The organism is Robinsoniella sp. KNHs210, from assembly GCF_000686105.1.
GTDB classification, from domain to species: Bacteria; Bacillota; Clostridia; order Lachnospirales; family Lachnospiraceae; genus Robinsoniella; species Robinsoniella peoriensis.
Genome location: NZ_JMLZ01000002.1, coordinates 1750102 through 1772016, shown reverse-complemented (window position 1 = coordinate 1772016; position 21915 = coordinate 1750102). Strand labels below are relative to the sequence as shown.

The following is a 21915-nucleotide window of genomic DNA, read 5'->3' as shown; positions in this document are numbered from 1 at the left end:
TATGCAAATTCACTATGAAGTAATCGGTGAGGGAAAACCTGTTATTATGCTGCATGGTTGTGCATGTGATTACAGACTAATGCTGGGATGTATGGAACCGGTGTTTAACATGTGTGAAGGATATCAGCGTATCTATATAGATTTGCCCGGGATGGGAGAGACGAAGGCGCCGCTTTCAGTAGGGAGTTCCGATAAAATTATGGAACTCTTAATTACCTTTATAAAAAGAGTGACAAAGGGTTCATTTCTGATAGCAGGGGAATCCTACGGAGGATATCTGGCGAGGGGGATATTGACCAGGTTATCTCAGGATATAGATGGATTTCTAATGATATGTCCCGTAATTGTCCCCGGTCATAATCTGCGAAATGTGCCAGGTAAAGAAGTTTTACAGTACGATGAAGAATTTCTAAGAGGACTTTCTGCGGATGAAAGGGAATCCTATTGTGGATATGCAGTCGTTGCAAATCAAGACATATTTCTGCGTTACCAGGAGGAGATTTTGCCCGGATTGAAAATGGCTGATTCGAGTTTTATAGAAAAACTTCAAAATGACTATGCATTTTCTTTTGACGTTGATAGGAAAAGCCGTGAATTAAGATTTGAGAAACCTGTGCTTTTACTTGCCGGGCGTCAGGATAACTGCGTAGGCTATCAGGATTTATGGAGCATTATAGAAGATTACCCAAGAGGAACATTTGCAGTACTGGATATGGCGGGGCACAATTTACAGATTGAACAATCAGAGATATTTAATAGTCTGGTGAAAGAGTGGATTCAGAGGACCGAAAAAAATAGTATCCAGTAACATGATTTTCGGACAAAAGATGAGCCAAAAAGAATGTCTTTATCTCTTTTTATATGAGATAAAGGTTCATTTTGGCTTTATTTAATTTATTATTTATTCAATAAATAGATAGAGAAATTCAAGTATGCTGCAAATATACACCAAAGTAGATAAGGGATTTGCAAATAAGCAGCCAGGGGGTTGATCTTGTAAAATTTAATGATCATGATAATAATAGTGACGATTAAAAGGAGCAGCCAAATAAAAGCAAATAAGTAAAAATGCAGGTTAAAAAAGATCAGACTCCAAAAAAAGTTAAGTACAAGCTGCAAAGCATACCAAGTCAATGCATTTTTCGTATTTTCGTTACCGGAAGTAATAATAAGATAGCAGGATATTCCCATCAAAATATAAAGAATAGTCCATACAATCGGAAATACCACGCCAGGTGGGCTGAGAGGAGATTTGCTCAGCATAGCATAGGTGTCTGCGGAGCTGCGGGTCAGCAGGGCAGAAATCTGACCGACTGCCAGTGGAATTAAAATACTTATGATTAATTTATCAAATTTAATCTTCATGTTGTGATCCTGTTTTTGTTTATATATATGAAATAGGAGCAGGAAATATGATAAAATCAGGGGATAAGGGAAAGAGAAAAAGAAAAAATTGTTGGCTAGAATAAGATTTTTAGGCAAAAAAATAAGCGGGTGATGGGAATCGAACCCACGTATCCAGCTTGGAAGGCTGGTGTTCTACCATTGAACTACACCCGCATAAAAGTCGGGGTGACAGGATTCGAACCTGCGACCTCCTGGTCCCAAACCAGGCGCTCTAGCCAAGCTGAGCCACACCCCGTAATAATATTTTCGCAAACCAGCGAACGAATAATATAATAGCATATATAGAATATAAATGCAAGTAATTTCTTATATTTTTTTAAAACTTGTCAAATTACTGAAATTATTCAGATTTGATTAGAAGTTGTTCAGTTCCGTGGAATGTTAAACAGATAGTTTTGATATGTACATTTGTCTATATTGAGAGTAAAATATAGTCAATTAAAAGGATAGTACAAGCAAAAGAGCAGAGAGGAAACAGAATGAAAGTTAATGAATATGTAAATATAATTTCAGATCAGATGAAACGTGCATTGTGGGAAGTAAAAAATGTAGTAGACTGCATACCGGAAGAATTATGGAAAAAAGAATATTGTGAAATGCCTCTGTGGAAACATGTATATCATATGATGCATTCTTTGGATCTATGGTTCATCAATCCCAGAGACAGTCACTTTCAGGAACCAACTATTCACGTGAAAGATTTAAATAACCTGAATGTGGTTTCAAAAAAAGAGTTAACCTATAATGAAATAAAATCATATTTTTCTCAAATAGAGGAAAAGATAAACCAGTATTTGTTGGATTTAAAGGATGAGGAGCTTCTACAACGTCCTGAAGTCTGTGAATATAACAGATTCACATTGATAATGGCACAAATCCGGCACTTACATACACATATGGGAATGATTATGGGATTTATTGCAGCGGATACAAATTTATGGCCCCGGGTGCTTGGGCTAGAAGGGAAGTTGCCGGAAGGCGGGTACAACAAATTTTTCTAAAAGTAAAAGCTAGGAATTATATCTTTGCCGCTCTGATTATCTTGAAACCGGAACACCAGTTGAAAATGAGGTGTTGCAATTTTTTTATTGACCAATCTAAAAAATTAGACTATAATAAATTTATAGACGAAAGGGGATCGAAAAATGGATACAGCAAAATTAATTCTCAATCCTGCAAGGCTTCGCATAATGCAATATATTCGCTTGCATGGTAGTGTCCGAACATCTGATATAGTTGAATACCTGAAGGATATACCCCGGGCAACGGTATATCATCACGTAAAGATTTTGGAAGATAATAAAATCATTGAAGTTGTGCAGGAAAATAGAGTGAGGGGGACACTTGAGAAGGTTTATTCCATGTGTGAAAATGATACCCCAATGGAAAAAGAGACATCTGTTGCCCTCTCTACAGCATTTCATATGGGGTTGATGCAGGAAATGAATGAGTATTTAAGCAGCAATGACCCGGATTGTAAGAGAGATCAGGTATGGTTTACAACGGGGCTGCTTTTTATAACAGATGATGAATACAGGAATCTTGTGCAGGATATTGGGAATTTGTTGAAGCCGTACATAGGAAGAAACCCAGATTCAGGCCGGCCGCTCCGAAAACTTTCCATTATTTCTGCACCGCCACTAAAAGAGGAAGATAAGAAGAATCTTAAAAAGGATAGCCCGGATGTTTAAATAAAACGAGGAGAAATAAAATATGAAATTTCATGAGTTTGGAAATAAAAACAATCCGTATATCATGATGATCCACGGTGGTGGGAATTCATGGTGGAACTATTTGCGTCAGGCACGCGTTTTATCCGACCGTTACTATGTGATTCTGCCTACAATGGACGGGCATGGCGAGGAATATGCCTCAAAATACATTTCAACTGAGGATACAGCAGACAAGTTGATGGCTTATATTAACACTGAATGCAAAGGTCATTTATTTGCACTATGCGGTGTATCTCTTGGCGGTCAGATCGTGATGGAACTTTTATCCCGAAAACCAGACTTGACCCAAAAAGCTATTATTGATGGCAGCATTTGTTACCCAAAGCCCGTTATGGCACGTTTCTGTATGGGATCGATCCGCTTTTGTGGCGGACTTTTATTTAGTAAAAGAGCCTGTCGTCTGCAAGTAGCGATGATGCCAAAACTGCTGCCAAAAAAAATGATGTATCCGGAAGAGCTTGTCCAATATTATATGCAGGATATGCCGCACCTTAGGAAAGAGACACTCTATACCATGTACCGTACTTATATGATGCAATATACGCTGAAAGACAGTGTAAGGAAGACGAAAGCTGAGGTAATGTATTGGTATGGGGAAAAGGAAATGAAGTGTGTCAAGAATTCTGCAAAGATGTTTAAATCTTATGTACCATCCTGTAAGATATATGAGGCAAAAGGATATAATCATGGATATTTATCAATTTATCTGCCGGATGAGTGGCTGGAAATTGCCGAACCATTCTTTCAGAAAGATAAAAAACCTAAGGATATAATATCTAAAGAATAAAAAGCTAAACATAAGATGTTGGATAAAAAGATACGGGAAAAGAATACAAAGAAACAGGAATAAGATAATATTCTATTGAAAAACCGGACAAGTGATTATATTGTCACTTGTCTTATTCAAGTTTATTACGCTCATCAATTCTTAATAATATTTTACTATATAAGTTCTCACTGAGTTCATCAGTTAGATCCGGACATTCCTCATTAGTAAGAAATTTCTCGTATTCATCTGTGATTAAAATCAATATTTCTCTGATCCGGGCAGAAAATCTATGGTCACATGATTTTTGAAGTTTCTTTTTTCGTTGGCGTTTATTCATGGTATCCCTCCAGTATTTGTTATACTGATTATATTACATAACTAACAAATTGTGCCTGGTAATTAATGGCAGAATAAAGAGCGTTTTATAACGCTGATATATTGCTGTTACAAAGAACGTGTTTGTAAACAGACTTTAACAGTCTATAAAGTTTGATTTTGCATATGCCCAGTGTTTCGAAAAACAAAAGAACAAGTATTTCATGCAAATTCAAGTTTAAAGGACTATTATTATAAATAATTATAAAACAAATAGCTATATGTGTCAAAAAAAATTATGAACCATACACTGAATAGGCTGGTGTAAGAATAGAATAGAGCAGTACCCTACAGATGATATTTCATCCAACGAGGTACTGCTCATAATAACATCTATAGCCTTAAGGATACGAATGTGCCATCCGCTGCTTCCACATGCACGATCTCTAGACCTTTATTTTCTTTTAAAATATCCAGACATTCTCCCAATATCATGCTGATGTATTCTTTCGTAATCAGACAGCAATAAGGTTCCGGTGTATTTACTTTTAATTCTTCAAATATCCTGTCAGGAAGTATTTTTATAACAAATCCAATCATGGCGACCGGCACAGGCATGTAAAAACGAAAATCTTTTGTTCTGATTTTTACTTTCATATCATAAATCTCTATTAGTCAACAAATATTCTGACTGTTGTTCCATCCGCTGCCTCTACATTTACAAAATCGCCTTCAATTTCCCCATCCAGACATTCTGAAATGGCATCCATCATGCTGGAAAGATCGACACCCTTCAGGTCTTTTTCCGGTATGGGAAGTTTACCGGTTACTTTCAAAATCTTCTTAATGGCCCCTACCGGAAACTGGATATTTACCTTATCGCCGGAAATACTGTCGACGATAACGCGGAACATCTTTTTATCATAGCTGCTCTTGACAATAGCGGACTGCTGTACCGGTAAATCTATATTCATGGCTGACATCAGTTCTGCGGCCTGCTCAGCAGTAATTGTTCCTTCTTCTACCATTTTTAAAATTCTCAATCTTTCATCCATAATAAATCTCCTTTTTTGCATCTTATTTTAATTGTGCAATCGCCTGATCTGCGGTAATTTCTCCATTTTCCAGAGCCTTTAGAATTTCCTCTCTTTTAACCGACTGATCGTCTGTTCCTGCTTCATATCCAAGCTTTTTAATTATTGAGTCCAGTTTGGAGCGGACTGTGGGATAGGATATGCCAAGTTCCTTCTCCACTTCTTTGATATTCCCCCGACACCTAATAAATGTCTCTGTAAAATACAGGTCCTCATCTGACAGATAATCGAATTTGCTAAGTCTGAAATTATTTTCAATTACCGTATCGCAGGAATCACATTTAAGTCTTGCAACTGTCAACTCATTGTTACATACCGGACAACGACTAATGATCTTTTGCATACCAACACTTCCTTTCTGTTAATATCAATATAGTATCAAAAATTAAAAATGTCAACCATTAAATTAATATATTCAATATAAATATTAAAAATATTAATGCAGGGTTATATTATGGCATCTGGATGCCATCTGGGAACGGGATGTGGATGGAAGTGATTGCGATTCGATTTACATATGAATCTGACGTGAAATTGGCGTGATGTAATAAACACCAAATCACCTTACAAAGTGAGGAGACTCTTCAGCTATGTCATAAATTTTATAATACCACAAATCTTTTTCTTAAAATAATATACCTTATATGATATAATATGGAAAGATCCGGGAGGTAATAGATATGTACAAAAAAAGCAGCTACGAAAAAAGAAAGATAAATAATTTTATTAAATTCTGCTGTAATGCAAGAGTAGGTGAGATAAAAAGGAGAATAAAAGACATGAGTGAAGGAGAGGTAGTCTGGATTCGGGCAAAGTTGAAATACAAAATTACTGCAAACGAGAATAGTTCTATGAATTTTTCAATGTTAGCACTTTGCATATCAACTGTCTCAATATTAATGACTATTGTTCAATTTTTGATGAATTCTGATAAAATAATTTTAACAGAAGAAAAAATCTTAGAATTGAAAACATTATTTCTGGTGTTGGTTGTATGCATCTCTATTTATGTGATAGGTGTTATGTGCTATTCAGTATATTTATCAGTTAAAAACGCCAAGGCTACAATGGCATTGAGCTACCTCGATGATTTCGGGAAAAAAGAATAGGAGATAGGTCCAGGTACTGCGTTATAAAAATGAGTCAAATGATAACATTTTCATTTGACCATTAGCAGATACTTGCTTTGCATGAAATATAAAAAAATCATTCATTTTCATTCACATCCTGACAAATCATTTCCAACAATATCTGTTAAACTTATTTCCATTTAAAAATTTTCTCCATAATTATTTTTATAAGATCTTTTTCATTCCACCACTTCTGTAATTCATTGATACCAAAATCATCTTTATTTATTTTAATCCGATGCGGCAATATTGTTTCTTCAAAGAGTCAATTATAATAGTAAGCAAACATGTTGACTTTAAACACTTTCTTTTGCTAACTATAAATAATGGAGTATACCATATAGAATTAAATGATGTAACACATAGATGTACTTGCTTATTGACAAAATGTAATGAGTGTGTTACATTTAGAATGTAAGCAAGCCGTTACATTTTGTGAAGTAAAGGAGGTTGAAATTTGATATATAATCGCATTAAGGTTTTGAGGGCAGAACGTAATTGGACACAGGCTGATTTAGCGTTTAAAGTAGGAATATCCAGGCAAGCTGTTATATCAATAGAAAAATATAAATATGTGCCTTCATTAGAATTAGCTTTCAAGATAGCAGAAGTATTTGATATTTCAATTAACGAAGTGTTTGAACATAAGGAGGACAAAATCAATGAATGAACAATTAATTATTTTATTTTTCCTGATTATAGGGGTGGCAGCTACACTTTTTCTATATATATGGAAGGCAAAGAAAGAGATTGAGTACAAAAAAGATGAACGTTGGCAAGTTATTCAAAATAGAGCAAATAGTGCTGCAAATGTTTCTAATTATATTTTGATATTAGTAGTTACAGTATTAGATATTCTGGTGTTATATGCAGATATCCAAATATCCCTAACATGGAATAGATTTCTTACTTGGGTTATATTATTCATTGCTATGCGTAATGCATTGGAGCTGGCTGCTTTATTATATTTTGATAAGAAAATGTAAATGAATGTTGAAAAATGTTTAAAGAGCAGGATAAAGTAAGTGCGGCAGTAATTAGTAAATCCCAGTATGAATACCGGTCAATGTCTTCTTGAGTGCTAATACACAGATTTATATTTAGTGACAATTGTAAAGCCCTGCCGCACATACCTATAAACCGCTTTTTATATCTTGTTAAGACTTTTATCATACAATAGTGTCGATTTGATTGCAAAAAAACTATATAAAATGATAAAGAAAATACAAAATAGCCACGAACATCCTCTAAATAGCGCGAACGGCGTTTCAAACAGAAAACACCACAGAAAACCTAACCCATCTAATTCCCATAATCCAGGGGTAAGATACCAGTCTTTAGGAGTGAGCAGGGTTTGAATGCTTATCATACCTTGTGATTTCAGCACAATAAAATATGCAATAAAAGCTAATTCACAAGTCAGCCACATATTTGCTATTCTTTTGTATCTGCCTGCACGCGAACGAACATCAGAAAAAATATCTTCATCACTGTTGCTGTCTGCTTTTTTAAAATATTGAACACCTGATGATTTTGTACCCACTATATGTTTCCAGCCACTATCCTCAAACATTGTCTCATAATCAAGAAAATCTTGATAGTTGCTGAATTTTCTATAATCTATTCTAAATGTAGCTTTTGGGAAATCAACTTTTTTAAAATGATAACACAAAGCTTTTTTCTCGAATAAATATCCTTGCTTTGCCATTTTGTTAAGCCATTTTTCTTCCTTTTCAAAGCTTAAAAAGAATTTAAATATCTTCATCTAAAATCTCCTTCCGAAATATATGTTCAGTAGTCTTAAGCATAAATTGCATTCTTTGATAATCAGCATATAAAACGTCCTTGCCTAATTCTGTAATTGTATACACCTTTCTGCGGGGATCGTCACTTGGCAGTGACATTATAAGTTTCTTTTTTTGCAAATTTTCAATAGCACCATACATCGTTCCAGCAGCTAATCGTACCTGCCCACTACTTAATTCTTCAACTTTTTGCATTATTGCATAACCATGTGCTGGCTCTATTAAAGCTAGAAGAACATAGTATATAGTTTCAGTTAATGGTAAATTTTTATCTCTGTTCATCTGTATTGCATCCTTTCTATACAGTCAAACTATATAGTTTGATTATATACAGTGAAGATGTATATGTCAATAGATATTGAAATAATAGAAAAGAAGCAGGGATTTTCTTGCTTTCTTGCAATTTTTGAAAATCGGGAGAACTTATGAGATTGAATTTATTACCATATAGACAAGAATAGATACTAGTTGGTCAATAGGGGATAAAAATGTGATAGTAATGCTGCCAGTAAATAATACTATGGCTGCAAATAACAAAATATTAGTAATGACAATACTGGTATACCAGATTAAGTTTTATATCAAATCCAGACCTAAAACTACATGCGAAATTAGCAGATGCTAATTTTAAATATAATCGAATTAGCAGAAAAGAATTGACGAAAAAGCTGCCAGATCTGGCTTAGAAATAACAATTGGTTTAAAATTCACATTAAACTACAAAATCTTGTGAAAACAATAGTCTAATTAAACCAAAGACATTTAATAGAATCAATAAGAGTACTAAACAAATAATTGGAAAAGCAAATAAAAAGTCGAAGATAGTGCTTAGAGATTCTAATAAACAAAGAATACAAACAGTAAAATCAAGGTACATTTAGCAGTGAAGTTTATTGTCCGAAATAACAAAGTAATCCATGTAAAATAAATGAATATCATCAATTAGATAATAAGCCTGTAACCGCTTAACCGCAGTTATGGGCTTATTTCCTTAATTATTCAATTAGTAACTACTGTATTTGTCTAAAGAAAGATATGCAATTTGGCAATTGAAGATATCCCAGGTTTATATCGGAGAAAGTAGTATAGTTATATTAAACCAGAGATGTTATCGTTCTACAACAATTGTCAACATAACTAAATCTTCGTCACCAGTATTGGTAATGCTATGCTCAGAACCTTTTTGGCAAATATGGCATACTCCCGCCATAAGAATTTCCTCTTTGCCATCACAGATAGCTTTTCCGGTACCTGACAATATATAGTTAATATCATCACTTGTTTGATGACTATGCACACCAATAGAACCTCTAGCATGAATACGGCATGGAATAATTTTTCCATTGTCGCTCATAAACATCTTAGCTGACATTTCACCATTACCACCATTCATTCCAGTTATTTTTCGCTCTGCAATTTCATTAAAATTAATAAACATGTTATGACCTCCACAAACTAATTTTGGTTTTAACAGCTTTACTGTTAAGTTAATATTCTATTCTATTCGAACTTCAATATCTTTAAATTTAACATGAACCGTTATATCTTCATCTGTTGTATTTTGCACGGAAACCCCAACCTTAAACCAAGAACCTTTTTTTACATGTATATCTATTGGTTTTCCAGGTGTAAGATATATTGGTCCATAAGCGTTTTTATCTTTACCCTCTATCGTTTTTAAAACGATTTCCGTATCAACTAATCCCTCACCAGATGAAATGGTAATTTGATTATTAAGGGGAGAAATTTCTTCATCAGAATAAACATATTCTGAATTTCCAGCAGGTACTACAACGCTGATATCAAAATCGGCTCTTTTACCACAACCAGTGATTGCAATACATAACATCAATGATATGGCAAACGAATTTATTTTTTTCATTATTCATCTTCTCCACAACTTTAACTTTAATTGATTTAAATATATCATATAGAAGTAGAAGAAGCTACTAATAAAATGGTAGTTTCTCATAACCGTGTAGAACATCAAGAATATGACCAAATTCATAGTTTGGTAAAGACACAAGATAAATGTTAGGCAATCAAGGGCAATCAAAAAATAAAGACGTAAAAAAAGAGGAAAACCCCAGTAAATACAAGGCTTTTCCACAATTCAATTAACAGTCCGTAGGGGAATCGAACCCCACGACACACTGAAAAACACTGATAGAAAGGGGATTTTTTGCACATCTTTTTTTTAGGCAATCAACTAGGCAATCAAAAGGTACTAATAATAATAGATATGCAACACAATAATGATAAAACAAATATGAGTATTAAAATAGTCATAGAAGCCGTTTCAGATGAAACTCTGTTTTTATGACTATTTTAGTGCTTATTAGGATAATTGTCTATATTACTTATTTAATTTTGTGAAAAAATAGACCATCTGTTGCATTACTATATGTTAATTTATATTTATGACTATTCCAATAATTAAAATCTGTTTGATCCTTAGTATTAGGGAACGTAGGTTCACCAAGAAACGTAGAAATATAATCAACAGTGTCATTAAATGTATCCCTATTATCATTATCATAATAATGAACCCAATACATTTCTTTTAATGTAGTTTCATCGAAGATAAATACAATTTTACCAGGAATGTTATCTATAGTATACTCAGACTGGAATTCCATGTAACGATGAAAAGATTGATCGGCTGTACTGCGACTACTGAGTTCATAGTTGTCTCCTAGTAAATTACTTATATCTTGAGGTTTCATGTCAAAATTTATAGATTCAAAAATATTTATTACCTCTTTATCAGAGTTAGTATTCATAGCGTTATTATTCATCTCACTGGAAGAATCACTTTGACCGATGTTTGTTTTAGGCGACGAATCTTTTTCGCTGTTTTTCATAGTATTCCACATAGTTACAACAATGAAGAAAATAACAATAGAAATACCTATAAATATTATCTTATATTTGTTATTATTGGGAGTGTCTTTTTGTAAACTTTCTTCATTTGATGTTTCTGCATCATTGGTTGTCTCGGATATAGTTTTAGAGGGATATTTATCTTGCTCCAAAATGATCTTTTCTTTTGATAAAAAATCAGAATTACTTATTTCAAATAGTTTTATTTTGTCAAGATTACAATGGAGACAGCGATTACTTTTATTTAGATTGAAATGTCCGCACGTACAGATCCAATAACCGTCTCCTTGATATGGCAAATTTTCACAAATAACAGAATAATTTAATTTATGTACTTCAATTTTGAATTGATCTTTTAAATCATTAAGATCAGTAAGTTTATTAGGTGTGGCAATAGGCATTAAGCATTCAGATGATTGCCATTTTGTACCATCTGCAAAAACAATAGTGGAAACGATGTAATCAAATGACCTTGCCTGTTTAAAAGTTAATTCAATAGGTACAGAGTTTCCAAAATACTCATTAGATTTCACAGATAAATCTAAGTAGAAGCGCTCAATATCTCCTAAAACATTACCCATCACATCTTTTTGCTTAATAATCAAGTAAACAGCACTAATAGGGATTTCCTGAAGATTCCTAAATTTCAACTGTAAAACATTAATATTTTTCTTTGTGTCGATTAAAAGTGCTCCTTTTTCGAGTAAAACTGGGCAATCGTGAGACCATAACATACCATCGATAAAACAAATACGTTCAAATCTTTCCATAGCTGACCTCCTACTGTTCTTTATTATAATGGTGGAAGAGTTTCATTGTAATTCTCTGCAGAAGGTTGCTTAGTATTATTAGATATTTCATTAAGGCTTGATTCGAAACCATTGATTTTCTCTTCAATTAGGGTATTTTTATCATAGTTTTGTTGTAGTAACTCAATAATTTCTGCCAAACCAATGATAACGAGTCCAATAAATACGGAAGAGATACAACACATAATTGCCAATGACCAGTTATAGGTGGATCTTTCTATTCCTGTAAATGAATAAGATACTACTTGATACACGTCGCCTATAACGAAACTCCCTATAACGCCCACAATAATTGTTATCCATCCCATAATGTTAATTGCATAAGCTTTTGAATTTTTCATTCCACAACTCTCCTTTAGTTTAATTTGTTTCAATACTATCATAGATTTGTGTAATATTCTACAATAGATTATAAGAATCTATCATAAAAAGCAATAAATACATTGTATTAAAATGAATACATTATTAAAATGGTATGAATTACATGCGAATTAATGCTTAAATTTATATATTTTATACATAACAGTTGTAATGGTAATACCTGGGAGTTATAATATAAGAAATATTAATTTTATGGAGGGAAAGGGATATGAAGGGAGAGAACAATATTAGGGCAAGAAAGCGAGCAAAAAAACTATTTAGACTTATGATTCTGTTTTTGTTTGTAATATCAATTGGAAGTATATCGATTAAGGCGGAGGCATCCCAAGTTGAATCTAGAAGCAATAGTTTTGCACAGAGAATAACTGAATTAAAAAATGTCTATAAACATGGAGAATACTGGAATAAATATAATGGACTTGATAGAACAGGTACTAAAATATGTCCTTGTAGAAATACAACCTGTACACCTGATTGTTCATGCTCATGTGGAGCGTTCATTTATGATGGTAAGGAAAAAGCATGGCAATGTCATGGATTCGCTTTGAAAATGGCAGACTTAACATTGGGTGGTTATGCTAATTCATGGGAAAAACATTCGAATGTAAATAATTTATATGCAGGTGATGTAGTCCGTATAAATAATGAAACTCACACCATTTTTATTACTAAGGTGTCAGGGGATACTATATATTATGCAGATTGTAATTGGACAGGTAAATGCCAGGTAAATTGGAATGGTGTAATTACTCGTGCTCAGCTACGAAATAAGCTTTCGTTTGTTAGACATAAACCAGGTAATACAAATACTGGAAATGATGAAGATAATATAAAACCAGTGATTTCCAACGTCCAGATCACAGATGTAAATAAAGACGGATACACAGTCACTTGTACCGTTACCGATAATGTGGGAATCGATAGAGTTGAGTTTCCAACTTGGAACGCTGGACAAAGCGGAGGCGGGAAAGACGCAACATGGCTACGGGGCACTATTAATGGTAATACAGCTTCTGTAAGAGTAAATGTGAGAGACTGGAATAATTACGAGGGTTATTATTTCACACATGTTTATGCATATGATACTAATAAAAATGAACTATCAGAAAAAGCAGAACCAACGTACATTGATCGTACAGACCCTAGAATAAGCAATGTAAGGATTGAGCAAATAGACAATACTGGTTATACTATTATCTGTGAAGCTGATGATAACTGGGGAGTAAACAGAGTACAATTCCCAACATGGACAACCAATAATGATCAAGATGATATTATGGAAAATTGGTGGGTGAATCCATCGGCTAGTGGAGTTAAAGATGGTAATACATATAGTTATAGAGTAAACGATTCAGATCATCATTTTGAACGTGGATATTATCGTACTCATATTTATGTTTATGACAGTTGTGGGAATACTGCAGTATATTGTCCAGAGGACATCATGATTAAAAATACTTTTATGGCTAAAAAGTCTGTAGTTTATAATGGCAATCGTTATTCAATTTATGAAGATATACTTGACTGGGAGCAGGCAGAACGTAAATGTGAGGAGCTAGGCGGTCATTTAGTAACAATTTCAACTTTAGAGGAAGAAAAGATTGTTGAATCATTGTTAGATAGTGGAAATCGTGCAAATTACTTTATAGGTGGTACGGATAAGGTAAGTAAGGGGCATTTTCGATGGATTACAGGAGAAAAATTCGTATACACTAAATGGGGAAATGGTGAGCCAAATAATTATCAAGGAAGTGAAGATTATGTAGAAATATTAAGAGAGCAAAAAGTTTGGAATGATGTTAATCTAAATGATTTTGGTAATTACGGCAGAGGATTTATTTTAGAAACAAAAGCATATTACGATATAACTGGAATAAGCTTGGCAAATTCAAACATCAATCTTAGAAAAAAAGGTGAACAGCAAACAATTAAAGCAACCATTTCACCCGCCAACGCAACCAACAAAGCAGTAACCTGGAAGAGCAGCAATCCATCCGTAGCAACAGTTGATCAAAATGGTAAGGTTACAGCAGTTTCAAACGGAACAGCCAATATCACAGTAACGACCCAAGACGGCAACAAGACAGCCACATGCAAAGTAACCGTGAATATACCAAAACCAGCACAACCCACCAAGCCTGTAACCCCGGATAAGCCGTCAGTTAGTGCTACATCTATTAAGCTTAATAAACCGTCCTTGACACTGTATAAAGGCAAGACATACACGCTGAAAGCTACAGTGAAGCCGAAAACGTATAATTCAGGCATTAAATGGAGCTCTTCAGCTAACAAATATGCTACGGTTTCCAGCAAGGGTAAAATTACCGCTAAGAAATCTGGCAGGACAGTAATCACCGCCCAGACGAAAAACGGGAAGAAAGCTACCTGCATCGTAAATGTTAAGGAAAGAAAGGCTACAAAGGTCAAACTGAGCCGTAAGAATCTAACACTGACAGTTGGCAGGAAATACGCACTGAAAGCAACAGTATATCCAAAGAATACAACCGACACGAAGAAATGGACAATCAACAAAAAAGGAATTGTTAAGGTTTCAAGCAAGGGTGTAGTAACTGCTTTGAAGAAGGGGAGATGTAGAATCACGCTTAAGACAAGCAGTGGAAAAAGCGCATATTGTAATGTAAAAGTAGAATAAGATTTGAGGATAGAGGCGTACATTTGTATGTCTCTATTTTTTTGAAAGGATTTATCCATTCTAAGAGGTGGATAATATTACCAATTAGACGAGAATAGATACCAGTTAGTCAATAGGGGGTGAAAAAATGATGAAAGTGTGATATGATAATTCAAATTCAATGTGCAATATACATAAAATAATATGAATATTTTATGAAAATATAGTAAGAAGGGAGAAGAGTAAGAATTTAATATTTGGCAATTCCAGATTCATATTAGTAAGTAGTATGTTCAATGAAACTACCAAAGAGAAAAGGGAGAATATCTATGAAGAGAAAGATGAAGATTTCAGGCAAAAAAGTAGTAAGTAGCTGTTTGGTATTCGCAATGATGTGTCAGTTGGTTGGCAGCAATAATATGATGATCGCAAATGCAGAAAATGAAACGGATGCAGAAACAAAAACCTATATCGTTATGGCAGACAGTTCAAAAGAATTTAACGATGTTACTAGCAGAGCAGCATTTAGTATTTCAGAAGAAGATCCAGAGTTATCGGATAACAATATTGCAGTAATGGAATTATCACCAGAAGAAGCAGAAGAGATGCAGCAAAATGATGGTTTGATTGTGGAAGAGGATATCATAATTTCTGCAAATTCATTGGAAGAAGAGATTATCACAGAAGGTACAGAAGCAGAAACGATTCTTACGGAAAGTGAAGAAGAAAGCCAAACAACAACAGCGGAAACAGAAGTAACGGAAGAGGCAGAGATTACGGAAAAGTCAACAGTGAGCACAGAAACAATTGAAAGTACAGAGAATTTAGCGCAAGAAGATCCTGAAGAGACAGAAACAGAGGATATAGAAAAAGTTAAAAAAAGAGAATTTATGGCTAAATTACGTGAAGCAAGAAACAATGCAAGTGAAACTGAGGTTGAAGCTGACTGGAACTTACAGGTGATTAATGTAGATGAAGTTAATACAAATGCAAGAAGTATACAGAAAGTGAAAGTCGCTTTATTAGATTCAGGAGTAGATTATGTTGACGGAATAGTTCTGGCTGATAGTATTAATTTAGTTGAAGAAGAGGATTATGTGGTTCCCATGTATCGGGATTTAACAGGTCATGGTACTGGTATTGCCAGTATTATTTGTGCAAATGGAGAGGGTGGAATCAAAGGAGTTAATCCAAACGTAGATTTATATTCGGTAAAAGTATTAGATGGTGAAAATAAAGCTCCTTTAAGTCGTATCATAAAAGGAATTTATTGGTGTATTGATAATGATGTGAATATTATTAACATGAGCTTTGGAACATCCACATATTCAAATGCTATGAAAAAAGCTGTAGAAGATGCGTATGATGCGGGTATATTAATGGTTGGAGCATCAGGAAATAACGCAGGCAAAGTGGAATATCCAGCAGCATTTAAAGAAGTAATGGCAGTAGCCGCTACTAATCCAGAAGCAGAGATTAGTTCATTTAGTAATACTGGAAAAGAATTAGACGTTGCGGCGCCAGGAGAAAAGATTCAAACTGCATCATTTTTTGGTGGATCAGTTGTAACACATGGTACAAGTATTGCAGTGCCTCATGTGGTAGGAGTGGCTTCTCTGTTATGGGAAAAAGATTTATCAAAATCGCATGAATTTATACGACAATTGATAGATGCAACCTCTAAAAACATTACAAATTTCGATGAATGTGGACTTATTGATACAGATTATGCAATGCGTATGTACGAAACCTTTTCTGAAAATTTTTATAATTCAAGCATAGAAGGAGGAGATATTATCCCAGAAAATACGGATACTCCTGATATTTTTGAAGAAATCTGTGATAATGAGGCGTATGTAGAAGGTAGATGGGGGGGCAGCACCCATCAGGGCGTTATTGATGATTCTAAGAAAGATAAAGATTTGGATTCTAAGGCTATTGCTATCATGAAATTAGGTGCAATATATCCGGATAAACATGAGGCTAATGTTGTTGGATATGGTAATTATCCGGAATATCATGGCGGTGTTAAGTGGGATAAGGTGCCGGACAAGGAAGTAGTACCTGTTAATTTTGTATCCTGCTATCTATTTTTAACAAGGATAGCGCTTAGGGGAGGAGATACTTCAGTATTTAAAAGAGTACCAATAGGAATGGATGCAAGGATATTTAATAAAATCAAATCGAAAATTACCACTACAAAATTTGGAGATTTGCCTTGGAGCCAAATACTTGCGCAATACGGAAACACAAAAGCAAACAGAAAATATTTCTTATTTGGGGTTGCGATACACCTTGTTTCAGATTCCTTTGCCCATAGGGTCTGGTATAAGAATAATGGTGTAGTAGGGAAGTTTATAAGCCATGGTGATAAAAATGATCCCAAAAAACCAAATGATGCAGATAATGCTAAGATTGTTCCAAACAGGATTAAAGTTACAAGGGAGGCTGTAGATAATATTCTTTGGAATGTGGTTGAACCTATTACTGCGGGCGCTTACTGGGATATTGCCTGGGCATTCGATCTATTTAATGATACATTTGCTAGACAAAATTTATATCAATGTTTCATTGAGATTGCGGGAAGTGATTCAAATTTAATTGAAGAATACTGTGATGTGAAAAAAATTAAAAATGCAACACATACCCCTAAATAAAAAAACAGAAATAAATTAAAAAGGAGATATGCGATATGAAAAAAAGAAAAAAAGTTCTGCTTGCCTCTGTTATCATGATGTTAATGATGGCATTCTTACCTATGAATACCATGGCAGCAAAAAGCAAGATTATTCCGAATGACAAGACGGGGATACCGGATAAAGTATTGTATCAAACCATACTGAAAAAGCTGGGGAAAAGTAAAAACTTTACAGAAAATGATGCAGCAAAGATAAAGCGTTTAAATGCCCATAATGAGGGGGGAAAAAGTAAGATTAAGAGTTTAAAGGGTATTGGTAAGCTTAAAAATTTAAAGGTACTGGATGTTTCTTTTAATAATTTAAAAAAGCTAACAGGGATTGAAAACTTAAATAAATTGACCTCGTTATCAGTACATGGTAATCAGCTTAAGAGTATAAAACCAATAAAGAATTTAGTAAACTTAAAAACGCTGTATATATCTGCCAATAACTTAACATCCCTGTCTGGGATTGAAAACTTAAAAAAATTAACTAGTTTATATGCAGACGGTAATCAGCTTGTGAATTTAAAAGAAATCAGGGATTTGGTGAAACTAGAAACGTTATGGGTTTCTGGAAATAAATTATCAAGCCTTGAAGATATTGAAAAATTAACGGGATTGAAAGCCCTCCGTGTATCTATGAACAAAATAAAAAAATTGCCGAACCTAAATAAATATCCAGATTTAGATGAAACTGAGTTTAAATATAATAATATCAGTGCAAAAGAATTTGATAAAAAACTGCCAAAAGCGTGGCCTAGGGATAGCTTGTGGTATCAGACTACTGTAGAGTTCCAAAATCTGGTAGAAACTATCCACCTGATTGTACCAACTTCCCGTGACAGGATCACTAAACATACGAAGCAAATAACAGGTATTGCAAATAAAAATTCATATATTGTGCTGGAAGATCTCCGTGGCAAAAAGATTGCAGAGGTTAAATCAAACCGCAAAGGTAAATTTACCTTTAAGAATCTGAATCTTATGCAATGGGCAGGTAAAAGATTGGTGTTAAGATCATATATCGTAGACACGTTTTATGATGATGAGTCTTCTACGTTGAGGAAAGTTAAATTTACAGTCCGCAATTAACAACAAATCATCTAAAATTAAACAATATCACAATAACAAGCCTGTAACTGCTTAACCGTAGTTATGGGCTTATTTTAATTAAAAGAGAAAATTATGAAAACAGTAAATACAATATCAGCACTCAAAGCGCAATTAATGAAAAAAATGGAAGCAGCCGTAGCCGAAACAGTAGATGAGTCATTCAAAGATCTACACGTAAACGTTGACAGATTTTACCACTCACCCCAAGGAGGATATTCCAGAATCGGGCAGTTAGCAGAATCCCCACAACATGACGGCATCCAATCAGGAGGAGATACAGTAACCGGAGGTATAAGTCTGGACACGGGCTATCGATACGACCCAAGCGGACGAGACACCCAGACAATTTACGGTTACGCTGAAGACGGAGGATTGATCGGAAAAGGCGGATTCTGGGCAAAAACGAAAGAAGATTTTGAACGCAATATAAAAAGTGCATTTGGCAAACGGTTTAAATAGGAGGAAAAAATAGATGACAAAAAAGGAAATGATAAAGCGGAAACAGAGAAAAGAGTTCTGGGAATTTGCGGATCTAACAGATGCAAGAGTTCTGGATTTAGCGAAAGCGGAAATAACACCCTTAAGCAAAGAAGAGGTCTTTGTCCAGGTAAAGGACTCCCAGAATTATTGGATATCCAACTACGGCAGGATGGTTAATAATCTCAGGAAATATTTCTACATGCACAAGACAGGGAATGTCCACTATACGATTAATCTGGTTGATGAGTATGGGGAGAAGTATAAAAAAGAAACGAGTCCGGCAGAACTGGTAGCAGAACAATTCTTAGAAAGAAACAGTGAGACTACCTGGATTTGGCATATTGACGAAGATCTCAGTAATAACTATTACAAAAATTTATTGTGGGTAAGCTGGGATGAGTACATATCATTAAATAGAGGTTATATAAAAGTGGAAGATATTGACCGGAACCAGGAGTATATCCCCTACATTACCTCATCAAGGAATCGTGCATTTGGTATTTGGCAGGGCATAAATCACCGATGCAACAAAAAGAGCAACAGGAGGTGCTATGATGATTCAGTAATTTGTGATAGCTGGGCAAGAGATCCAGAGTTATTTATGGAGTGGTACTGGGCAAATTATTATGAATGTGAGGGTGAATCTATGGCGGTGGACAAAGATTTGCTGTGTCCGGGAAACAAGGTATATGCACCGGACAAATGTTGTATTTTGCCACAAACCCTGAATACCATGCTGTCTAACAGCAAGAAACATTATTCTTCCCGTAGAACCAGAAGAAATAATCCTGTTTTACCACTGGGAGTTAGATACAGTAGCAGCCATGAGAAGTATTATGGAGTATTTATGCCGTGTGGCGGTGAATCAATTGTGTTAGGTTACTGGGATACGCCAGAAGAAGCATTTGCTGAGTATAAAAGGCACAAGCAAGCAGACATTATTAATATGGCAGACAGGTACAAGAATAAGATACCAAAGCATGTATATGATGCCTTGCTAAAAGTGGATGTCAAACCGTTTGGCGATAATTCCTATCAAGATGATATAGTACATGCTGGTTAATTACCATATATTACCATCCACAACCGGAAGGGAGAGGGATATAATTGTCTTGAAAGGATGTGGTTGGAATGTACAATATTAGTAGTTTAGAACCAGGGGAATGCTTTTACTATGTTTTTGAATACTATTATTTTCAACATCTGAGAGTGCTCAAGAAAAGAGCTGAGATGATGCGGGTAGAAATCGTTGGTTCGGATCAAGACAAAGATGATATACGGATTATTGATTTTGATCAGTGCGTAGATTGTTTTGAAACATTGGAGGAAGCGAGAGAGGTATATGAACGAAATCTGAAAGCCAGAAAAGAAGAACTGGCTGACATTGATTTCTTATTTGATGAACTTATAAATGAAGCTGGGGAAACTACCACAGACAGAGATATTGAACTTTATAAAGAAGCATTTGAGAACTTTAAGAAAACACTGGTAAAGTAAAATTGACGCACTCAAATATTAAGCAAAACGATTGAATCTGATTAAGTATTAGCATATAATATATGTAGTTATGAGATTAAAATACAATTGGAGATAAGAAAAAATGGTTATTTATGCAGTTGACATTGGATCAATTAAGAAAAAAAACTTTGGTTGGTGTAGAATAGAAGGAGAGTCTATCAGATGTAATACAGATATTAATAAGCTTGTTGATACATTAGTTTGTGATTTGACAACTTCAAAAAAAGTCACCCTGGGTTTTGAATGCCCAGTTACAATTAGTATTCGAAAAGATGAAAAATTGCTTACAGCTCAAAGAGATGGAGAGAATGGAAGACCATGGAGTGCAGGAGCAGGAGCAAGTGCACTGGCAACTGGTATGTCAGAAATTGCATGGATTTTTGAATATTTAAAAGATTCTGAGTGCAAAATAAAAGCTACCACTGATTGGAGCAGATTCAATAAAGAAGAGTTTGATTTGTTTTTATGGGAGGCTTTTATCTCTAGCCCAAATGGAAAACCAAAGAGTAGACCCAACAAAGAATCACATATGGCAGATGCAAGAGTTGCGGCACAGACATTCTTAAAATCAATGAAGAACCTTGAAGAATGTAATGCTGTAAAGACAGAAAATACCTATTCAATTATTTCTTCTTTATTACTCTGGTCAGGATTATCTGAAGACATAAAGATACTGCATCAACCTTGTATTGTTATAAAAGCTGACAAATTAATTTAGTTGAACCATAATATTGGAGATAGGGGGATAGTATTTTGGAAGGAGAATGTGATGGATAAATTTGAACTATCCTTATTATTTTATCTAATTGGTGTACCATTGATTGCATCATTTGGAATGCTCCATGTAAAACCCAAATGTATTAAATATTCTCCTCTTATTAGTATTGTTCTTAGCAATATATTACTTTTTATTGGGAGTAGTTTTTTGCTGTCTGATATTTTGACAAATAATTATGACCATACGACTATATTTGCCCTCTATGTGCTAATTCCTGGGCAGGCTCTTTTCAGTATTATCATTGCAATAATTGTTTGGACTATATACTACATCAAAAAGAAAATCAAACATGAGTAATTTACCCTCCCCAATTCTCTTTTATTTTATATTAGGGAATAGGGTGGTTGAAAAATCTCTCGTGTTCGATAATATATGATTAGATACAAGG

The 21915-nt window shown here is 34.5% G+C and carries 26 protein-coding genes and 2 tRNA genes; 15 read left to right on the top strand and 13 right to left on the bottom strand.

The window, feature by feature from the left end; translation table 11 throughout:
- Nucleotide 1 precedes the first annotated feature (1 nt).
- Nucleotides 2–808 carry an alpha/beta fold hydrolase gene (locus CD03_RS0114785; protein ID WP_242849094.1) on the top strand — a complete coding sequence of 269 codons (807 nt, stop codon included), beginning with the start codon at nucleotides 2–4 and terminating at the stop codon, nucleotides 806–808.
- Between the two features lie 89 nt (nucleotides 809–897).
- Here the strand turns inward: CD03_RS0114785 and CD03_RS0114780 are convergent, their stop codons facing one another.
- The 3 genes from CD03_RS0114780 to CD03_RS0114770 all read right to left on the bottom strand — a co-directional run bounded on the left by CD03_RS0114780 (nucleotide 898) and on the right by CD03_RS0114770 (nucleotide 1642).
- Nucleotides 898–1365 (bottom strand): TspO/MBR family protein, encoded by a 468-nt coding sequence (locus CD03_RS0114780; RefSeq protein WP_027294313.1) that lies wholly within the window; start codon nucleotides 1363–1365, stop codon nucleotides 898–900.
- A 124-nt stretch (nucleotides 1366–1489) separates the two neighbouring features.
- Nucleotides 1490–1560: transfer RNA gene (locus tag CD03_RS0114775), tRNA-Gly, on the bottom strand.
- A gap of 7 nt (nucleotides 1561–1567) precedes the next feature.
- A tRNA-Pro gene (locus CD03_RS0114770) sits at nucleotides 1568–1642 on the bottom strand.
- 244 nt (nucleotides 1643–1886) lie between these two features.
- Here CD03_RS0114770 and CD03_RS0114765 point away from each other — a divergent pair.
- The 3 genes from CD03_RS0114765 to CD03_RS0114755 all read left to right on the top strand — a co-directional run bounded on the left by CD03_RS0114765 (nucleotide 1887) and on the right by CD03_RS0114755 (nucleotide 3927).
- Nucleotides 1887–2408 (top strand): hypothetical protein, encoded by a 522-nt coding sequence (locus CD03_RS0114765; RefSeq protein ID WP_027294312.1) that lies wholly within the window; start codon nucleotides 1887–1889, stop codon nucleotides 2406–2408.
- A 144-nt stretch (nucleotides 2409–2552) separates the two neighbouring features.
- Nucleotides 2553–3098, top strand: coding sequence for a helix-turn-helix domain-containing protein (locus tag CD03_RS0114760; protein ID WP_027294311.1), 546 nt, complete (start codon nucleotides 2553–2555; stop codon nucleotides 3096–3098).
- 22 nt (nucleotides 3099–3120) lie between these two features.
- Nucleotides 3121–3927: an alpha/beta fold hydrolase gene (locus CD03_RS0114755; protein ID WP_027294310.1), complete on the top strand. Its 807-nt coding sequence runs from the start codon at nucleotides 3121–3123 to the stop codon at nucleotides 3925–3927.
- 112 nt (nucleotides 3928–4039) lie between these two features.
- Here CD03_RS0114755 and CD03_RS0114750 read toward each other — a convergent pair whose 3' ends face one another.
- The 4 genes from CD03_RS0114750 to CD03_RS0114735 all read right to left on the bottom strand — a co-directional run bounded on the left by CD03_RS0114750 (nucleotide 4040) and on the right by CD03_RS0114735 (nucleotide 5661).
- The gene (locus CD03_RS0114750) at nucleotides 4040–4246 is read right to left on the bottom strand and encodes a hypothetical protein (protein ID WP_027294309.1); all 207 of its coding nucleotides are present in this window, start codon (nucleotides 4244–4246) and stop codon (nucleotides 4040–4042) included.
- Between the two features lie 371 nt (nucleotides 4247–4617).
- Complete coding sequence (locus CD03_RS0114745) at nucleotides 4618–4881, bottom strand: hypothetical protein (protein WP_027294308.1); 264 nt, start codon at nucleotides 4879–4881, stop codon at nucleotides 4618–4620.
- Nucleotides 4882–4895: 14 nt separating this feature from the next.
- Nucleotides 4896–5279, bottom strand: a complete 384-nt coding sequence (locus CD03_RS0114740) for an SHOCT-like domain-containing protein (protein WP_027294307.1) — start codon at nucleotides 5277–5279, stop codon at nucleotides 4896–4898.
- A gap of 22 nt (nucleotides 5280–5301) precedes the next feature.
- Nucleotides 5302–5661: a DUF2089 domain-containing protein gene (locus CD03_RS0114735; RefSeq protein WP_027294306.1), complete on the bottom strand. Its 360-nt coding sequence runs from the start codon at nucleotides 5659–5661 to the stop codon at nucleotides 5302–5304.
- A 337-nt stretch (nucleotides 5662–5998) separates the two neighbouring features.
- Between CD03_RS0114735 and CD03_RS0114730 the strand changes: the two genes are divergently transcribed.
- The 3 genes from CD03_RS0114730 to CD03_RS0114715 all read left to right on the top strand — a co-directional run bounded on the left by CD03_RS0114730 (nucleotide 5999) and on the right by CD03_RS0114715 (nucleotide 7434).
- Nucleotides 5999–6427, top strand: coding sequence for a hypothetical protein (locus CD03_RS0114730; RefSeq protein ID WP_027294305.1), 429 nt, complete (start codon nucleotides 5999–6001; stop codon nucleotides 6425–6427).
- A gap of 478 nt (nucleotides 6428–6905) precedes the next feature.
- Nucleotides 6906–7118 carry a helix-turn-helix transcriptional regulator gene (locus CD03_RS0114720; RefSeq protein ID WP_027294304.1) on the top strand — a complete coding sequence of 71 codons (213 nt, stop codon included), beginning with the start codon at nucleotides 6906–6908 and terminating at the stop codon, nucleotides 7116–7118.
- The gene (locus CD03_RS0114715) at nucleotides 7111–7434 is read left to right on the top strand and encodes a hypothetical protein (protein ID WP_027294303.1); all 324 of its coding nucleotides are present in this window, start codon (nucleotides 7111–7113) and stop codon (nucleotides 7432–7434) included. The genes CD03_RS0114720 and CD03_RS0114715 overlap by 8 nt, the downstream gene beginning before the upstream one ends.
- Before the next feature lie 161 nt (nucleotides 7435–7595).
- On the opposite strand, the gene CD03_RS0114710 is transcribed toward CD03_RS0114715, so the two are convergent.
- The 6 genes from CD03_RS0114710 to CD03_RS0114680 form a co-directional block, all read right to left on the bottom strand.
- On the bottom strand, nucleotides 7596–8213 hold the full coding sequence (locus CD03_RS0114710) for a DUF2812 domain-containing protein (RefSeq protein WP_027294302.1): 618 nt from the start codon (nucleotides 8211–8213) through the stop codon (nucleotides 7596–7598).
- A complete protein-coding gene (locus tag CD03_RS0114705; protein WP_027294301.1) occupies nucleotides 8200–8535 on the bottom strand; it encodes a PadR family transcriptional regulator in 336 nt (111 codons plus the stop codon). Before CD03_RS0114705 ends, CD03_RS0114710 begins: the two co-directional genes overlap by 14 nt.
- Before the next feature lie 826 nt (nucleotides 8536–9361).
- Nucleotides 9362–9691, bottom strand: coding sequence for a cupin domain-containing protein (locus CD03_RS0114700; protein WP_027294300.1), 330 nt, complete (start codon nucleotides 9689–9691; stop codon nucleotides 9362–9364).
- A 57-nt stretch (nucleotides 9692–9748) separates the two neighbouring features.
- On the bottom strand, nucleotides 9749–10135 hold the full coding sequence (locus CD03_RS0114695; RefSeq protein ID WP_027294299.1) for a hypothetical protein: 387 nt from the start codon (nucleotides 10133–10135) through the stop codon (nucleotides 9749–9751).
- Between the two features lie 478 nt (nucleotides 10136–10613).
- Nucleotides 10614–11906: a hypothetical protein gene (locus tag CD03_RS0114685; protein ID WP_027294298.1), complete on the bottom strand. Its 1293-nt coding sequence runs from the start codon at nucleotides 11904–11906 to the stop codon at nucleotides 10614–10616.
- Between the two features lie 23 nt (nucleotides 11907–11929).
- Nucleotides 11930–12286, bottom strand: a complete 357-nt coding sequence (locus CD03_RS0114680; protein WP_027294297.1) for a hypothetical protein — start codon at nucleotides 12284–12286, stop codon at nucleotides 11930–11932.
- Nucleotides 12287–12534: 248 nt separating this feature from the next.
- Between CD03_RS0114680 and CD03_RS36110 the strand changes: the two genes are divergently transcribed.
- From CD03_RS36110 to CD03_RS0114635, 8 genes are all read left to right on the top strand, one after another.
- The gene (locus CD03_RS36110; RefSeq protein ID WP_052377809.1) at nucleotides 12535–14979 is read left to right on the top strand and encodes an Ig-like domain-containing protein; all 2445 of its coding nucleotides are present in this window, start codon (nucleotides 12535–12537) and stop codon (nucleotides 14977–14979) included.
- A 308-nt stretch (nucleotides 14980–15287) separates the two neighbouring features.
- A complete protein-coding gene (locus CD03_RS36105) occupies nucleotides 15288–17615 on the top strand; it encodes a S8 family peptidase (protein ID WP_052377808.1) in 2328 nt (775 codons plus the stop codon).
- A 35-nt stretch (nucleotides 17616–17650) separates the two neighbouring features.
- Complete coding sequence (locus CD03_RS0114660; RefSeq protein ID WP_027294296.1) at nucleotides 17651–18730, top strand: leucine-rich repeat domain-containing protein; 1080 nt, start codon at nucleotides 17651–17653, stop codon at nucleotides 18728–18730.
- Between the two features lie 93 nt (nucleotides 18731–18823).
- Nucleotides 18824–19210 (top strand): hypothetical protein, encoded by a 387-nt coding sequence (locus tag CD03_RS0114655; protein ID WP_027294295.1) that lies wholly within the window; start codon nucleotides 18824–18826, stop codon nucleotides 19208–19210.
- A 13-nt stretch (nucleotides 19211–19223) separates the two neighbouring features.
- Entirely contained in the window at nucleotides 19224–20294 is a 1071-nt protein-coding gene (locus tag CD03_RS0114650; protein ID WP_027294294.1) for a hypothetical protein, read from the top strand.
- A gap of 68 nt (nucleotides 20295–20362) precedes the next feature.
- Entirely contained in the window at nucleotides 20363–20728 is a 366-nt protein-coding gene (locus tag CD03_RS0114645) for a hypothetical protein (RefSeq protein WP_027294293.1), read from the top strand.
- Between the two features lie 103 nt (nucleotides 20729–20831).
- Nucleotides 20832–21467 (top strand): hypothetical protein, encoded by a 636-nt coding sequence (locus CD03_RS0114640; RefSeq protein WP_027294292.1) that lies wholly within the window; start codon nucleotides 20832–20834, stop codon nucleotides 21465–21467.
- Nucleotides 21468–21518: 51 nt separating this feature from the next.
- Nucleotides 21519–21824, top strand: a complete 306-nt coding sequence (locus tag CD03_RS0114635) for a hypothetical protein (protein WP_027294291.1) — start codon at nucleotides 21519–21521, stop codon at nucleotides 21822–21824.
- Nucleotides 21825–21915 lie beyond the last annotated feature (91 nt).

Bases quoted from the DNA above. Each gene is read 5' to 3' on its own strand.
- CD03_RS0114785 (WP_242849094.1), top strand. From the start codon at position 2: ATGCAAATTCACTATGAAGTAATCGGTGAGGGAAAACCTGTTATTATG.
- CD03_RS0114780 (WP_027294313.1), bottom strand. From the start codon at position 1,365: ATGAAGATTAAATTTGATAAATTAATCATAAGTATTTTAATTCCACTG.
- CD03_RS0114765 (WP_027294312.1), top strand. From the start codon at position 1,887: ATGAAAGTTAATGAATATGTAAATATAATTTCAGATCAGATGAAACGT.
- CD03_RS0114760 (WP_027294311.1), top strand. From the start codon at position 2,553: ATGGATACAGCAAAATTAATTCTCAATCCTGCAAGGCTTCGCATAATG.
- CD03_RS0114755 (WP_027294310.1), top strand. From the start codon at position 3,121: ATGAAATTTCATGAGTTTGGAAATAAAAACAATCCGTATATCATGATG.
- CD03_RS0114750 (WP_027294309.1), bottom strand. From the start codon at position 4,246: ATGAATAAACGCCAACGAAAAAAGAAACTTCAAAAATCATGTGACCAT.
- CD03_RS0114745 (WP_027294308.1), bottom strand. From the start codon at position 4,881: ATGAAAGTAAAAATCAGAACAAAAGATTTTCGTTTTTACATGCCTGTG.
- CD03_RS0114740 (WP_027294307.1), bottom strand. From the start codon at position 5,279: ATGGATGAAAGATTGAGAATTTTAAAAATGGTAGAAGAAGGAACAATT.
- CD03_RS0114735 (WP_027294306.1), bottom strand. From the start codon at position 5,661: ATGCAAAAGATCATTAGTCGTTGTCCGGTATGTAACAATGAGTTGACA.
- CD03_RS0114730 (WP_027294305.1), top strand. From the start codon at position 5,999: ATGTACAAAAAAAGCAGCTACGAAAAAAGAAAGATAAATAATTTTATT.
- CD03_RS0114715 (WP_027294303.1), top strand. From the start codon at position 7,111: ATGAATGAACAATTAATTATTTTATTTTTCCTGATTATAGGGGTGGCA.
- CD03_RS0114710 (WP_027294302.1), bottom strand. From the start codon at position 8,213: ATGAAGATATTTAAATTCTTTTTAAGCTTTGAAAAGGAAGAAAAATGG.
- CD03_RS0114705 (WP_027294301.1), bottom strand. From the start codon at position 8,535: ATGAACAGAGATAAAAATTTACCATTAACTGAAACTATATACTATGTT.
- CD03_RS0114700 (WP_027294300.1), bottom strand. From the start codon at position 9,691: ATGTTTATTAATTTTAATGAAATTGCAGAGCGAAAAATAACTGGAATG.
- CD03_RS0114695 (WP_027294299.1), bottom strand. From the start codon at position 10,135: ATGAAAAAAATAAATTCGTTTGCCATATCATTGATGTTATGTATTGCA.
- CD03_RS0114685 (WP_027294298.1), bottom strand. From the start codon at position 11,906: ATGGAAAGATTTGAACGTATTTGTTTTATCGATGGTATGTTATGGTCT.
- CD03_RS0114680 (WP_027294297.1), bottom strand. From the start codon at position 12,286: ATGAAAAATTCAAAAGCTTATGCAATTAACATTATGGGATGGATAACA.
- CD03_RS36110 (WP_052377809.1), top strand. From the start codon at position 12,535: ATGAAGGGAGAGAACAATATTAGGGCAAGAAAGCGAGCAAAAAAACTA.
- CD03_RS36105 (WP_052377808.1), top strand. From the start codon at position 15,288: ATGAAGAGAAAGATGAAGATTTCAGGCAAAAAAGTAGTAAGTAGCTGT.
- CD03_RS0114660 (WP_027294296.1), top strand. From the start codon at position 17,651: ATGAAAAAAAGAAAAAAAGTTCTGCTTGCCTCTGTTATCATGATGTTA.
- CD03_RS0114655 (WP_027294295.1), top strand. From the start codon at position 18,824: ATGAAAACAGTAAATACAATATCAGCACTCAAAGCGCAATTAATGAAA.
- CD03_RS0114650 (WP_027294294.1), top strand. From the start codon at position 19,224: ATGACAAAAAAGGAAATGATAAAGCGGAAACAGAGAAAAGAGTTCTGG.
- CD03_RS0114645 (WP_027294293.1), top strand. From the start codon at position 20,363: ATGTACAATATTAGTAGTTTAGAACCAGGGGAATGCTTTTACTATGTT.
- CD03_RS0114640 (WP_027294292.1), top strand. From the start codon at position 20,832: ATGGTTATTTATGCAGTTGACATTGGATCAATTAAGAAAAAAAACTTT.
- CD03_RS0114635 (WP_027294291.1), top strand. From the start codon at position 21,519: ATGGATAAATTTGAACTATCCTTATTATTTTATCTAATTGGTGTACCA.